Origin of the sequence: Thioclava sp. ES.031 (assembly GCF_002563775.1) — a bacterium.
GTDB lineage: Bacteria > Pseudomonadota > Alphaproteobacteria > Rhodobacterales > Rhodobacteraceae > Thioclava.
Window position 1 is genome coordinate 2,941,586 of sequence record NZ_PDJO01000001.1, and the last position, 12,754, is coordinate 2,954,339.

The 12,754-nt window shown below is 63.9% G+C and carries 15 protein-coding genes; 2 read left to right on the top strand and 13 right to left on the bottom strand.

Annotated features, from left to right (window positions below; all coding sequences use genetic code 11):
* Positions 1-6 precede the first annotated feature (6 nt).
* From urtC to ureE, 6 genes are all read right to left on the bottom strand, one after another.
* Complete coding sequence (urtC, locus tag AXZ77_RS14075) at positions 7-1,230, bottom strand: urea ABC transporter permease subunit UrtC (protein WP_098411626.1); 1,224 nt, start codon at positions 1,228-1,230, stop codon at positions 7-9.
* Between the two features lie 91 nt (positions 1,231-1,321).
* A complete protein-coding gene (gene urtB / locus AXZ77_RS14080) occupies positions 1,322-3,304 on the bottom strand; it encodes an urea ABC transporter permease subunit UrtB (protein ID WP_098411627.1) in 1,983 nt (660 codons plus the stop codon).
* 58 nt (positions 3,305-3,362) lie between these two features.
* Positions 3,363-4,643, bottom strand: a complete 1,281-nt coding sequence (gene urtA, locus AXZ77_RS14085) for an urea ABC transporter substrate-binding protein (protein ID WP_255266562.1) — start codon at positions 4,641-4,643, stop codon at positions 3,363-3,365.
* Between the two features lie 288 nt (positions 4,644-4,931).
* Positions 4,932-5,558: an urease accessory protein UreG gene (ureG, locus tag AXZ77_RS14090; RefSeq protein WP_098411628.1), complete on the bottom strand. Its 627-nt coding sequence runs from the start codon at positions 5,556-5,558 to the stop codon at positions 4,932-4,934.
* A 9-nt stretch (positions 5,559-5,567) separates the two neighbouring features.
* On the bottom strand, positions 5,568-6,206 hold the full coding sequence (locus tag AXZ77_RS14095; protein ID WP_098411629.1) for an urease accessory protein UreF: 639 nt from the start codon (positions 6,204-6,206) through the stop codon (positions 5,568-5,570).
* The gene (gene ureE / locus AXZ77_RS14100; protein WP_098411630.1) at positions 6,199-6,729 is read right to left on the bottom strand and encodes an urease accessory protein UreE; all 531 of its coding nucleotides are present in this window, start codon (positions 6,727-6,729) and stop codon (positions 6,199-6,201) included. Before ureE ends, AXZ77_RS14095 begins: the two co-directional genes overlap by 8 nt.
* A 70-nt stretch (positions 6,730-6,799) precedes the next feature.
* On the opposite strand from ureE, the gene AXZ77_RS14105 reads away from it, so the two are divergent.
* On the top strand, positions 6,800-7,150 hold the full coding sequence (locus AXZ77_RS14105; protein ID WP_098411631.1) for a hypothetical protein: 351 nt from the start codon (positions 6,800-6,802) through the stop codon (positions 7,148-7,150).
* A gap of 8 nt (positions 7,151-7,158) precedes the next feature.
* On the opposite strand, the gene ureC is transcribed toward AXZ77_RS14105, so the two are convergent.
* From ureC to AXZ77_RS14140, 7 genes are all read right to left on the bottom strand, one after another.
* Positions 7,159-8,865: an urease subunit alpha gene (gene ureC, locus AXZ77_RS14110; protein WP_098411632.1), complete on the bottom strand. Its 1,707-nt coding sequence runs from the start codon at positions 8,863-8,865 to the stop codon at positions 7,159-7,161.
* Entirely contained in the window at positions 8,865-9,170 is a 306-nt protein-coding gene (locus AXZ77_RS14115) for an urease subunit beta (RefSeq protein WP_078520264.1), read from the bottom strand. Before AXZ77_RS14115 ends, ureC begins: the two co-directional genes overlap by 1 nt.
* Positions 9,171-9,174: 4 nt before the next feature.
* The gene (locus tag AXZ77_RS14120) at positions 9,175-9,354 is read right to left on the bottom strand and encodes a hypothetical protein (RefSeq protein WP_141536281.1); all 180 of its coding nucleotides are present in this window, start codon (positions 9,352-9,354) and stop codon (positions 9,175-9,177) included.
* A gap of 59 nt (positions 9,355-9,413) precedes the next feature.
* Positions 9,414-9,716, bottom strand: coding sequence for an urease subunit gamma (locus AXZ77_RS14125; protein ID WP_075776945.1), 303 nt, complete (start codon positions 9,714-9,716; stop codon positions 9,414-9,416).
* A 9-nt stretch (positions 9,717-9,725) separates the two neighbouring features.
* Positions 9,726-10,511, bottom strand: coding sequence for an urease accessory protein UreD (locus AXZ77_RS14130; protein ID WP_255266563.1), 786 nt, complete (start codon positions 10,509-10,511; stop codon positions 9,726-9,728).
* Between the two features lie 177 nt (positions 10,512-10,688).
* Positions 10,689-11,150, bottom strand: coding sequence for an Lrp/AsnC family transcriptional regulator (locus tag AXZ77_RS14135; RefSeq protein ID WP_098411635.1), 462 nt, complete (start codon positions 11,148-11,150; stop codon positions 10,689-10,691).
* Positions 11,147-11,605, bottom strand: a complete 459-nt coding sequence (locus AXZ77_RS14140; RefSeq protein WP_098411636.1) for an Lrp/AsnC family transcriptional regulator — start codon at positions 11,603-11,605, stop codon at positions 11,147-11,149. The genes AXZ77_RS14135 and AXZ77_RS14140 overlap by 4 nt, the downstream gene beginning before the upstream one ends.
* Before the next feature lie 65 nt (positions 11,606-11,670).
* Between AXZ77_RS14140 and ilvC the strand changes: the two genes are divergently transcribed.
* Positions 11,671-12,753 carry a ketol-acid reductoisomerase gene (gene ilvC / locus AXZ77_RS14145; RefSeq protein ID WP_098411637.1) on the top strand — a complete coding sequence of 361 codons (1,083 nt, stop codon included), beginning with the start codon at positions 11,671-11,673 and terminating at the stop codon, positions 12,751-12,753.
* The last annotated feature ends 1 nt before the right edge of the window (position 12,754 follow it).

Genomic DNA, 12,754 nt, shown 5'->3' on the forward strand with positions numbered 1-12,754 from the left:
CCGTCGTCATTCCTGCGCCTCCTCTTCCCGGAAGGAGCCCTTATCGGGTCCGAGCGGTGCGCCGTGGCGGTTCGGACGGCGAATGCCCTCGAAGAGATCGACAAGCCCCGACAGCCCCTTCGGTGCGAACAAGGTCACCAGCACGAAGGCGAGCCCCAGCAGCACCTGCCACCAATCGACCCAGTCGATCGTGTAGAAGCCCAGCGGCAGATCGGGCACGCGCCCCCCGGTGAACCAGCTCGACACGATCGAGACGAAGGCCGCCCCCATCACCGCGCCATAGAGCCGCCCGCGCCCGCCGATCGCGACCCAGACCGCGAGGTAGATCGACGCGATGGGCGCCATCTCGCCCGGGTTGATGATCCCCGCCTGCGGGTAATAGAGCGCCCCCGCAATGGCCGCGATCACCGCCGTCAGGGTGAAGACGAACAGCTTGTAGCCCTCGACCGAATACCCAAGAAAGCGCACCCGCGCCTCGTCATCGCGGATACCGCGAATGACCGAGCCGAACTTGCCCGAGACGATCAGCGACGCCGCGATATAGCCCAGCCCCAGCGCCAAAGCCGAGGCCCAGAGGAACCAGATCGACAGATGATCCTGCCCCGCGCTTACGCCCGGAATGTTCTGCAGCCCCGAAAGCCCGTTATTGCCGCGCAGCCCGCTCTCGTTCTGGAACAGGTAGAGCGACAGCGCCAGCGTCATCGCCTGCGTCAGGATCGACAGATACACGCCCGTGACGCGAGACCGAAACGCGAGCCAGCCGAAGATCAGCGCCAAGAGCCCCGGCACCAGCACCACGAACAGAAGCTGCATCGGCAGGTTGCCCGCGAAGGTCCAGATCGCGGGCAGATCGGACCCGCCGACCACGCCGAAAATCTGCGTGCCGATGGCGTCATTGACCTCCTGCGGCGTCATCGGGAACTCGCCTGCGGATTTCAGCACGATGTCGCGTGTGCGCTCATACATGAGCCACATGCCGATCATGTAGCCGCCCAGCCCGAAGAAGGCGAAATGGCCGAGCGACAAGATGCCCGTATAACCCCAGACCAGATCCATCGCGATGGCGATCAGGCACAGGCACAGCGTCTTGCCCAGCGTCTTGACCATCGAGGTCGAGATCGCCCCCGGCCCGTAGGCATGGGAGAGGAAGGTGACGCCCAGCGTGAAGACCGCGAGGATCAGCAGGAACCACAAGACCGACGGGTTCTTGGCGAGGAAACCGGATTTCATATCTGCACCTCGCGTCCAAGCTGGGGGGCCAGCCCCCCAGACCCCCCGGGATATTTCAGGCAATTGGAAGGAATAAGGGTCTGTCTCATGCTCAATCCCCCGCGGCCCGGCCCTTGAGCGCGATGATGCCGCGCGGGCGGAACTGGATGAAGATGATGATGAAGAGGATCATGTAGGTCTGCGCCGCGAGCGTATTCGACGGGTTCAGCCATTCGATGCCCTTCTGCAGCACGCCGATCAGGGTCGCACCCGCGAGCGTGCCGAAGATCGAGCCGACGCCGCCGACCACGACCGTCATGAAGCTCTGCACGATATAGTCCTGCCCCATCTCGGAGGTGACTTTCGCGAAAAGCCCGATGGCCACGCCCGCGATCCCGGCGATGCCCGACCCAAACCCGAAGGCGAGCATGTTGATGCGATCCGGGTTGATGCCCATCGAAGCCGCCATCGACGGGTTCTGCGTGACCGCGCGGACCTCCAGCCCGAGGCGCGTCTTGCGCATCACCCAAAGGTAGAGGGCGAGGAATACGAGCGCCAAGACGAAGATCGCGATGCGAATATTGCTGATCGACACCACGTCGTTGAGCGTCCACGCACCTTCCAGCCACGGCGGCGAGGTCAGCGGACGGGCTTGCGTGCCGAAGATATTCTTGAACAGCTGCTGCAGCGCGATGGAGATGCCGAACGTGGCCAGCAGCGTCTCCAGCGGACGTTTGTAGAGGTACCGGATCACCAGCCGCTCCATTGCGACGCCAGCCCCGAAGGTGATCGCAAATGCCAGAGGCAGCGCGATCAGGATCGACAGCGTATAATCGGGCACGAAAAGCTGCACGACATAGCCCGTATAGGCGCCCATCGTGATGAACTCGCCATGCGCCATGTTGATCACGCCCATCACCCCGAAGGTGATCGCCAGCCCGATGGCGGCGAGGAAATAGATCGAGGCCAGCGAGAGCGCATCGAGGCCGAGATCGACCGTCTGCATCCCCGCCACCGTGCGGCTCACGCGGGTCAGCGCGGCTTCGGCGGCGGCGGTCACCTCCGGGTCGCGCTCGGCATAGATATCGGCGAATTGGTGATCGGCGACGAGCGCCGCGGCCTCTGCGTCGGTCAGCCGCTGCGGCACCTCGCCGGCAGCAGCCAGCGTCGCATAGGCCTCTTCGCGCTTGGCCGGATCGGACATCGTGGCCAGCGGCAGCCCGCCCACCTGACCGTTCTCGACATGCGCGGCCAAAGCCTGCTGCATCTGAGAGGCCGATATCCGCGCGGGCGCCAAATCGGCGCTTACCAGCTTCGCATAGGCCTCATCCTCGGAGATATCGCGGCCCGGCTTGAGCGTTTCCGCGACATTGCCCTCGGGCGCGCCTTCGAACACCTTGCGGGTCGTCGCCACCAGCGGGTTCAGCGTCGCGCGGAAATCCAGCCCCAGATCGGCCCCGAAACTGTCGATCGCCGCGACGCGCTCTTCGGCATCCTTGCCGAAGCGGATCGTCAGCAGGCGTTCCAGCCGCTGTTTTTCCGCCTTGATCGCGGGATCGGGCTCGTCGGGGATCGAGGCGCGCAGCGGCTCCAGATGCGAGGCCTCGCCGTTGCGGTCGATCGCGGTCAGCGCCTCGCGGCGTTTCTTCGGATCGGGATCGCTCAGCAGAAACCGCACCAGCGCCACGCCGATCTCTGCCCGAACGCCGGAATTCGGCTTCACTTCCTTGATGTCGGATTTCGGCGCGGTGCCGGCGGGCTCCCCGGTGACCGGATCGCTCAGCTCGTATTCGCTGCCGGATTTCTTCACGATGAAGAAGGCGCCGTCGCTTTCGCGCAGCCCAACGCGCTTGTCGGACCAGGCCTGCAGGAAGCGCGAGGCCCCCTCACCCGACGCCGCGATCGCCTCGATCACCGGGCCGATGGTGCGGCGCGACGGCTTGGCGACCTGCTTGGCATAGTCCTGAAGAACGGCGCGCAGCCCCGTGGCTTCGCTTTGCGTGACCTCCGCCTGCGGCGCGCTGCCCGCGTCCTGCGCCAGCCCCGGCACGGCCAATGCCAGCACAATCCCGAGCGCGATCAAAAACTTGCGCATCCCGTCCCCTTAGGATGAAACGGCCGGGAGAGGCGCACCCCTCCCGGCCCAGACACGATCAGTAGTTCGATTTCTTCTGAACGCAGGTTTCGGTCTCGGTGTTGTACATGCCGCAATCGAGACCCGGCCAATCCGACTTGAGCACCGCCGATTCCGGCAGGAAGTCGGTCCAGGCGTCGCCCGGCACGGGGTCGGTCTGCGAGATGATGTCGAACTGACCGTCTTCCATGATCTCGCCGATCAGAACCGGCTTGGTCAGGTGGTGGTTCGGCAGCATCTTCGCGGTGGAGCCGGTGAGGTTCGGGAATTCCTGCCCCGGCATCGCGGCGATGACTTCGTCGACATCGGTGGAGCCGACCTGCTCGACCGCCTGCACCCACATGTTGAAGCCGATATAGGTGGCTTCCATCGGGTCGTTGGTCACGCGGCTGTCGTCGCCGGTGAAGGCGTGCCACTGCTCGATGAAGGCCGCGTTTTCCGGCGTATCGGCGCTCTCGAAGTAGTTCCACGCGGCCAGCTGACCGACGAGGTTCTTGAGATCCGCCTCACCCAGACCCGACAGTTCCTCTTCGCCGACCGAGAAGGCCACGACGGGGATGTCCTCGGCGGTGATGCCCGAGGCTGCGAGTTCCTTGTAGAAGCCGATATTCGCGTCGCCGTTGATCGTCGAGATCACGCCGACCTTCTTGCCGTCCGCGCCCAGCGCCTTCACGTCGGAGACGATTTTCGACCAGTCCGACTGACCGAAGGGCGTGTAGTTCACGAAGATATCTTCCTTCGCGATGCCCTTGTCCTGCAGATAGGCTTCGAGAATGTTGTTCGTGGTGCGCGGATAGACATAGTCGGTGCCCAGCAGCGCGAATTTCTCGACGCCAAGCTCTTCGAGGAAGTAATCCACCGCCGGGATCGCCTGCTGGTTCGGGGCCGCACCGGTGTAGAACACGTTGCGCGAGCTTTCCTCGCCCTCGTATTGCACCGGGTAGAACAGCAGACCGTTGAGTTCTTCCAGCACCGGCAGCACCGATTTACGCGACACCGAGGTCCAGCACCCGAAGATCACGTCGACATTGTCCACGGTGATCAGCTCGCGCGCCTTTTCGGCAAACAGCGGCCAGTCGGAGGCCGGGTCGACCACGACCGCCTCGAGCATCTTGCCGTTGATGCCGCCTTTCTTGTTCTGCTCTTCGACCAGCATCAGGACCGTGTCCTTCAGCGTGGTTTCCGAGATCGCCATCGTGCCCGACAGCGAGTGCAGAACGCCAACTTTGATCTTGTCGTCCTCCTGCGCGAAGGCGAGGCCCCCGCTCATCGACATGGCCCCGGCCAGAGCCGCAGACATCATAAGTTTACGCCGATTGATCATTTCATTTCCCTCGTTAGCGTCGACCCTGCGCGGCCCTTGATGGGCTCATTCTGCAGGTGCCGAACCTCCACTATTGGCAACGGTCGAGGCCATTCCTCCGACCAGGGCGCACAGCCGGGCGCCTCCGATATCCAAGCCCTCATGCTGCGACGCGGCAAAAAATTCCGGCACCACGCAGCAAAAAACCCGCCGAATGGGCGGGTCTGCCGAAGTTTTCGCACAAATTGTGAGTTTTCGCCCAATAAACGGGCAACTATTTCGTGATCACGCTGGAATCGGTTTCAGCGCCAAACCACCCTCACGCTCGAGAAATGCGACGATCTCCTCGATGCCCGCACCTTGGCGCAGCCGCGCCATGACATAGGGCTTCGACCCGCGCGCGCTTTGCGTATCGGCCTCCAGCTGCGCCAGATCGACGCCGACATGCGGCGCGAGATCCACCTTGTTCACCACCAGAAGGTCGGACTTCGTCAGCCCCGGACCGCGCTTGCGCGGAATGTCCTGCCCCGCCGCCGTGTCGATCACGTAGATCGTCAGATCGGCCAGCTCGGGCGAGAAGGTCGCGGCCAGATTGTCGCCGCCGCTCTCGATCAGCACCAGTTCCAGATCGGGGAGCTTCGCGGTCAGATCGGCGATGGCCGCGAGGTTGATCGACGCATCCTCGCGGATCGCCGTATGCGGGCAGCCGCCCGTCTCGACCCCGCGAATTCGCTCGCCCGGCAGCACCTGGGCGCGCATCAGCGCCTCGGCATCCTCGCGCGTATAGATGTCGTTTGTCACCACCGCCATCGACACGCGCGACGCCAAAGCCCGCGCCAGCTGCTCGGTCAGCGTGGTCTTGCCCACGCCCACCGGTCCGCCAATTCCCACGCGCAAAGGTCCGTTGCCCATATCCTCACCTCAAGTCTTGAAGAGACGCACATCGAGCGTCTCGTGTTTCATGGCCGAGACCTCGGCGCGAAAGGCGCTGAAGCTCAGCTCCGTCAGTTCCGCCTGCGCCGCGCGTGCCGCGATCTCGGCGATTTTTCCGTGCAGGTCGCTCAGAACCGTTTGTCCCGCGATTTGCCCCAAAGGGACAAGCCGGATCGCCGCAGAGACGAGGTTCGACGCAAAGGAATGCTGGAAGAGGGAAATCACCTGCGCGGCCGGCATGTCCAGATCGCGCGCCGCCTCGGCTAGCGCGACCGGCAAGATCCGCGGCGGCAGCTCGACGCCCCGCAACCCCGCCTGCGCCAGCGTGAAGGCCGCGCCCTGTTCCGCCGTCTCGCGCAGCCGCTCGGCCGAACCCGCCATCGCACGGCCCAGCGCGTCCAGCTCGTCGAGATCGCCACCGCGCAGCCCGCAGGCCAGCAGCACCGCATCGGACCAGCCCGCGCCATGCTCCAGCACATCCCCCAGCCAAATCGCGAACCCCGCCGCATCGCCGATCTCGCCCGCCGCCACTGCCTGCTCCAGCCCATGCGAATAGGCGAACGCCCCGGTCGGAAAGGCCGGGGAGAGCCATTGCATCAGCGAGAGGGAGGCGGTCGGATCAGGCATGGTCGTGATGATGGTCGTGGCTGTGCGAATGGTCGTGGTCATGCGAATGGGAATGCCCATGGCCATGCGAATGCCCGTGCTCATGCCCCATCGTGCGCCCCATCCCATAGGCGCCGCCCTCGGGTTGGAAGGTCTCGACTGCGGGCGACACCTCCGCGCCCAACTGCTTCAGCATCGCTTCCAGCACATGATCGGCCCGGATAACCAGCCGCTCCGCCTCGATCTGGCACGGCGTGTGACGGTTGCCGATATGCCAGGCCAGCCGCGTCAGATCGCCCGTCACAACCAGCACCGGCTCCAGCGCCGGGCGCACCTCGATGAAGCGACCGTCCTCCAGCACGAAGGCCTCGCCGCCCGTGAGGTTCGTCACCTCCGGCAGATCCACGAGAAATCCCGCGCCCGAGCCCGCAACCAGCCGCTTGCGGCGCAGGAAACGCCCCTCGTAATCCAGCGCCACATAGTCGACCGCCGCCTGCCAGGCGCCCTTCGGCGCTACTTTTTCGGCCTTGGGATAATCGCTCATTCTCTCGGCTCCCCTTAACGCTTTCTCAAACCTCCGACCGCAGACTGCTCTGCAGCAAAGGAGTCTTTCAATGTTCCACCATTGCTTCGAACCGCGCACTCCCGCGGACGAGCTGGCCCAGATCCGCGCGCAGATCGCACAGCTCAAACGCCGCGAGGCAGAGCTGCGCGAAGCCTATCTTACCCAGCCCGACATGCCCTGTCTCGGCCGCTGGACGAAAGTGGAGATCGTCACCAGCCGCCGCCAGGTGCTGGAGCCGCGCCTGCTGCCGCCCGAGATCCGCTCCGACCCGGCCTTTCAGCGCGAGAAAGTGACCCGCACGCTGCAGACGCGACCGCATGATCCGACCAGACATAGCCTGCCCGAACTCGTCCGGGACAGACCCGTCAACGTCGGGCTGCGCCTCGTATCCGGCGGCTGACGCCATCCTCAGAAAAGGAAGTAACGCTGCGCCAGCGGCAGAACCTCCGCGGGCGCGCAGGTCAGCAATTCGCCATCCGCGCGCACCTCGTAGGTCTCGGGATGCACGTCGATCTCGGGCGTCGCCGCGTTGTGGATCATCTGCGCCTTGCCGATGCCGCGTGTGCCCTCGACGGCAAGCGTCTGCTTTTGCAGACCAAGGCTCGCCGCCAGCCCGTTGGCCTGCGCCGCCTGACTGATGAAGGTGACGGAACTCGCATGCCGCGCGCCACCCAGCGCCCCGAACATGTCGCGCGTGTAGAACGGCTGCGCCGGGATCGACCCGTTCGGATCGCCCATCTGCGCAGACACGATCGACCCGCCGATCAACACCATCTCGGGCTTCGCGCCGAAGAAGGCCGGGTTCCACAGCACCAGATCGGCACGCTTACCCACTTCGATCGAGCCGATATGCTGGCTGATCCCGTGCGTGATCGCCGGGTTGATCGTGTATTTCGCGATGAAACGCTTCACCCGCACGTTGTCATTGTCGCCCTGCTCTTCCGGCAGACGCCCGCGCTGTTTGCGCATCTTGTCCGCCGTCTGCCAGCAGCGAATGATCACCTCGCCGACACGCCCCATCGCCTGACTGTCCGAGCTGATGATCGACATCGCGCCCATGTCATGCAGGATATCCTCGGCCGCGATCGTCTCTTTCCGGATACGGCTTTCCGCGAAAGCCACATCCTCGGGCACCTTGTTGTCGAGGTGGTGACAAACCATCAGCATATCGAGATGCTCTTCGATCGTATTGCCGGTATAGGGCCGCGTCGGGTTGGTCGACGACGGGATCACGTTCGGCGCGCTCACCACCTTCAGGATATCCGGCGCATGGCCGCCCCCTGCCCCTTCGGTATGGAAGGCGTGGATCGTGCGGCCCTTGATCGCGGCCAGCGTATTCTCGACGAAGCCGCTCTCGTTGAGCGTGTCGGTGTGGATCATCACCTGCACGTCCATGTCGTCGGCCACCGAGAGGCAGCAGTCGATCGCGCCCGGCGTCGTGCCCCAATCTTCGTGCAGTTTCAGCGCACAGGCGCCGCCTTCGACCATCTCGACCAGCGCCTCGGGACGCGAGGCATTGCCCTTGCCCGACAGCGCGAGGTTGACCGGCAGCGCGTCGAAGCTCTGCAGCATCCGCGCGATATGCCACGGCCCCGGCGTGCAGGTCGTGGCGAGCGTGCCATGCGCGGGGCCCGTGCCGCCGCCCAGCATCGTCGTCATCCCCGACGCCAGCGCATCCTCGATCTGCTGCGGGCAGATGAAATGGATATGCGCATCAAACCCGCCAGCGGTCAGGATTTTCCCTTCGGCGGCAATGACTTCCGTCCCCGGCCCGATGATGATGTCTACATTGGGCTGGGTATCCGGGTTGCCCGCCTTGCCGATCGCCACGATCTGCCCAGCCCTAAGGCCGACATCCGCCTTGTAGATGCCCGAATGGTCCACGATCAGCGCACTGGTGAGGACCGTATCGACCGCGCCGCCCGCACGGGAGATCTGGCTCTGGCCCATGCCGTCGCGGATCACCTTGCCGCCGCCGAACTTGACCTCCTCGCCATAGGTGGTCAGGTCGCGCTCGACCTCGATGATCAGATCGGTATCGGCGAGCCGCACCCGGTCGCCGGTGGTGGGGCCGAACATATCGGCATAGGTGCTACGCGAGATCGTGGCCGACATCAGAGCGCCCCCATAACTTTCTGATTGAATCCATAGACTTCACGCGAGCCGCGATAGGGCACCAGCCGCACTTCGCGGCTCTGGCCCGGCTCGAACCGCACCGCCGTTCCGGCTGCGATGTCCAGACGGTAGCCGCGCGCGGCGTCCCGGTCGAACTCCAACCCCGGATTGGTCTCCGCGAAATGGTAATGCGAGCCGACCTGCACCGGGCGGTCGCCGGTATTGGCGACCATCAGCGTGATCGCCTCGCAGCCCTCATTCAGCGTGATCTCGCCCGCTGCGGGCAGGATTTCTCCGGGGATCATCGGCTCACTCCTTGTTGCGGCGCAGCGCGCGCGCCAGTTCGGGCCCGACATAGGCGACCGCTGCGAGCGCGAGCAGCCCGATCAGCGGACCGTCGTGGAAGAACCATGTGCTCCCCGCGCTGTGGCCGGGATGGGCCAGCGCGGCAGTGGGTGCGAGGAAGGCGAGAGCAGCTACAAATTTCATCGGACGGCCTTTCATTAGAAAAACTTATTTCGGGTCAGTCTGTATAAGCTGAACTTATCTCAGCGGATCGGATGATGGACGGTGACGAGCTTCGTGCCGTCCGGGAAGGTCGCTTCGACCTGAATGGAATGGATCATCTCGGGGATGCCCTCCATGCATTGATCGGCCGAGATCACCCCTGCCCCCGCCTCCATCAGATCGGCGACGGAGCGCCCCTCGCGGGCCCCTTCGACGACGAAATCCGAAATGATTGCAATGGCTTCGGGGTGATTGAGCTTCACGCCGCGTTCCAGCCGGTTGCGCGCGACCATCGCAGCAACGCTGATCAGCAGCTTGTCCTTTTCCCTCGGTGTCAGGTTCATCGTATTCCCTCAGATCTGCCACACGCGCGGCGCCGCTTCACCGCGTCGCAACGTATTGAAAAGTCGTAGAATTTGTCGCCGCATCGGCCAACCGTCCCGCGCGAGCAGGCGAATGACGCATTTCCCGTCGAACCCCGAAGCCGCCCCTTCGACGCCCGGCTCATCGAGCACCGCTCGCAGGGGCTCCACCGCGTCTTCCGCACCTTGCTGGCACAGAACGAGCGTCGCGAAAGCGCGCGCCTCGCCCAGAACCGCATTGCGCGCGCCCTTGGCCAAAATGTTGGAATTCAGCAAGAAGGGCTCGAAAAACACAGGTTTTCCGGCGCGATCGATCCGGCGCATGTCGAAAAACTGCAAGTCCTGAACCCGCTCGCCCATTGCGATCCGGCCCAGAACCACCGCCTCGAGCATCAGGCAGGACGCATCGGCGGCCAGCGAAATCGTCGTGTCGCGCGCAAGTTTCGAGCGATCGAAGAGGATCGTCTCTTGCGGCAGCCAATCGAGATGGCACCCGGCGCCGACATTGTGATGTACCTCGACCTGCGCCTGATCACCATCGGCGCGATAGGCGCGCTCGGCGGCCTGGGTCGTCGCCACGAGCTTCGCGCCATCTTCCAGATCGGTCTTGTAGGAAAGCCGGTCCCCAGAGGCCAAACCACCGGAAGTATTCAGGAAAACCACTTCTGCCGCGCCCGGAACGCGCGGCAGAATGGCTTTCGCGGACCCGCTTTGATGGAGGCCGGTCAGCCGTGCACCGGAAAAGGCGGCCCGCGCCACGCCGCGCGAACGCTGCATCTCGACTGCAGCCGTAGTCTGTATTTTCGCGTCGAACATGGGTCCCTCCCTCCCAATCCAAAACCGCACCAACGAAGCGGTCCATGCCTTGCTCGCGCAGATTTGGCTTTGACCAAAGCACAACGGCAGCTGCGCCCATTTCACGCGCAGTTTGCCCAATTTTTCAACTGTAATGAATCAACCCAAGGGGCCGGGACGACGTTCTTCGTTGAGCAGCACATTCGCCTCGACCTGCCCGACACCGGGCAAGGTCATGATCCGACGCCGCAAAACCCGTTCGAAATCGGGCAAATCGCGCGCAGTGACGCGCAGCCGGTAATCGAAGAGCCCGAGGACGTGCTGCACGAGCTGCACCTCGGGGATCGCGGTCACTGCGCGTTCGAAATCCTCAAGGCTGACGCGACCTTTCGCGGCGAGCTTCACGCCCAGAAAGACCGTCACGCCGAACCCCAGCGCCTCGGGATCGACGATCACGCGGCGCCCCGCGATCACGCCCGCCTCCTGCATCCGGCGGATTCGGCGCCATGTCGCGGGCTGAGAGAGCCCGAGCTTGCGCCCCAACGCGCCCGCGCTCTGTGTGGAATCGCGGCTCAGCGCCCGCAGCAGCAGGCGGTCGAAATCGTCGAGATCGAGGCTCATATCGGCAGCTCCGCACTGGATTTGATCGTCGAGATCAGCATCAGGGCGTCGAGTTCGGCGATATGCGGCAAGGTCAGGATGCGGTTGCGGTAGATCTCCTGATAATGCGCCATGTCGCGGGCGATGACCTGCAGGCGCATATCGGTGGAGCCGAGGAAGCTTTGGATTTCAATGACTTCCGGAACCTCGCGCGCGGCGGCGATGAATTCGTCGAAGGCGCGCGGATTGGTCTTATCCAAGGTGAAGCGCAGGGACACCTCGACCGCCCAGCCGAGCGCGTGCCAGTCGATCAAAGCCTCTTCGCCACGGATCACCCCGCCTTCGCGCAGTTTCTCAATCCGGCGCCAACAGGTCGCGGGCGTGACGCCCGCGCGCTCGGCCAGTTCGGCCGAGGGAAGACCCGGCTCCGCCATCATCTGACGCAATATCCGTCGGTCCGTATCGTCGATCTGCATGAATTTTCCGATTTTATCCAAAAGCGCGAATAGCTTTTAGCCTCTTTGGCGGATACGCTCAACTTCTGAACGCATATTTCCGCAGAACCTCCTATTCTCACCCTCAGACAAAAAGGAGGAACGCCATGCGCGTCTATTATGATCGCGATTGCGATGTGAACCTGATCAAGGACAAGAAAGTCGCCATTCTCGGCTATGGCTCGCAGGGCCACGCCCACGCGCTGAACCTGCGCGACTCGGGTGCGAAGAACGTGGCCGTGGCGCTGCGCGACGGCTCGCCCTCGAAAGCGAAAGCCGAAGGCGAAGGCCTGCAGGTGATGGGTATCGCCGAAGCGGCTGCCTGGTGCGACGTGATCATGTTCACCATGCCCGACGAACTTCAGGCCGAGACCTACAAGAAGTACGTCCATGACAACCTGAAAGACGGCTCGGCGATCGCGTTCGCCCACGGCCTGAACGTGCATTTCGGCCTGATCGAGCCGAAGCCCGGCATCGACGTGATCATGATGGCGCCGAAAGGCCCGGGTCACACCGTGCGCGGCGAATACACCAAGGGCGGCGGCGTGCCGTGCCTCTTCGCGGTCGAAAACGACGCGACCGGCAAGGCGCAGGACATCGCGCTGAGCTACTGCTCGGCCATCGGTGGCGGCCGCTCGGGCATCATCGAGACCAACTTCCGTCAGGAATGCGAAACCGACCTCTTCGGCGAGCAAGCGGTTCTCTGCGGCGGCCTCGTCGAACTGATCCGTATGGGCTTCGAGACCCTCGTGGAAGCCGGTTACGAGCCGGAAATGGCCTATTTCGAGTGCCTCCACGAAGTGAAGCTGATCGTCGACCTGATCTATGAAGGCGGCATCGCGAACATGAACTACTCGATCTCGAACACCGCCGAATATGGCGAGTATGTCTCGGGTCCGCGCATCCTCCCCTACGAGGAAACCAAGAAGCGCATGAAGGACGTCCTGACCGACATCCAGACCGGCAAGTTCGTGCGTGACTTCATGCAGGAAAACGCGGTCGGCCAGCCCTTCTTCAAGGCGACCCGTCGCATCAACGACGAGCACGAAATCGAGCAAGTCGGCGAGAAGCTGCGCGCCATGATGCCCTGGATCTCCAAGGGCAAGATGGTCGACAAGTCGCGCAACTGAT

Bases quoted from the DNA above. Each gene is read 5' to 3' on its own strand.
- urtB (WP_098411627.1), bottom strand. From the start codon at position 3,304: ATGCGCAAGTTTTTGATCGCGCTCGGGATTGTGCTGGCATTGGCCGTG.
- AXZ77_RS14135 (WP_098411635.1), bottom strand. From the start codon at position 11,150: ATGAGCCTCGATCTCGACGATTTCGACCGCCTGCTGCTGCGGGCGCTG.
- AXZ77_RS14115 (WP_078520264.1), bottom strand. From the start codon at position 9,170: ATGATCCCCGGAGAAATCCTGCCCGCAGCGGGCGAGATCACGCTGAAT.
- AXZ77_RS14120 (WP_141536281.1), bottom strand. From the start codon at position 9,354: ATGAAATTTGTAGCTGCTCTCGCCTTCCTCGCACCCACTGCCGCGCTG.
- urtC (WP_098411626.1), bottom strand. From the start codon at position 1,230: ATGAAATCCGGTTTCCTCGCCAAGAACCCGTCGGTCTTGTGGTTCCTG.
- ureC (WP_098411632.1), bottom strand. From the start codon at position 8,865: ATGTCGGCCACGATCTCGCGTAGCACCTATGCCGATATGTTCGGCCCC.
- urtA (WP_255266562.1), bottom strand. From the start codon at position 4,643: ATGTCTGCGGCTCTGGCCGGGGCCATGTCGATGAGCGGGGGCCTCGCC.
- AXZ77_RS14125 (WP_075776945.1), bottom strand. From the start codon at position 9,716: ATGAACCTGACACCGAGGGAAAAGGACAAGCTGCTGATCAGCGTTGCT.
- ureG (WP_098411628.1), bottom strand. From the start codon at position 5,558: ATGGGCAACGGACCTTTGCGCGTGGGAATTGGCGGACCGGTGGGCGTG.
- ureE (WP_098411630.1), bottom strand. From the start codon at position 6,729: ATGAGCGATTATCCCAAGGCCGAAAAAGTAGCGCCGAAGGGCGCCTGG.
- AXZ77_RS14130 (WP_255266563.1), bottom strand. From the start codon at position 10,511: ATGCAGCGTTCGCGCGGCGTGGCGCGGGCCGCCTTTTCCGGTGCACGG.
- AXZ77_RS14105 (WP_098411631.1), top strand. From the start codon at position 6,800: ATGTTCCACCATTGCTTCGAACCGCGCACTCCCGCGGACGAGCTGGCC.
- AXZ77_RS14140 (WP_098411636.1), bottom strand. From the start codon at position 11,605: ATGCAGATCGACGATACGGACCGACGGATATTGCGTCAGATGATGGCG.
- AXZ77_RS14095 (WP_098411629.1), bottom strand. From the start codon at position 6,206: ATGCCTGATCCGACCGCCTCCCTCTCGCTGATGCAATGGCTCTCCCCG.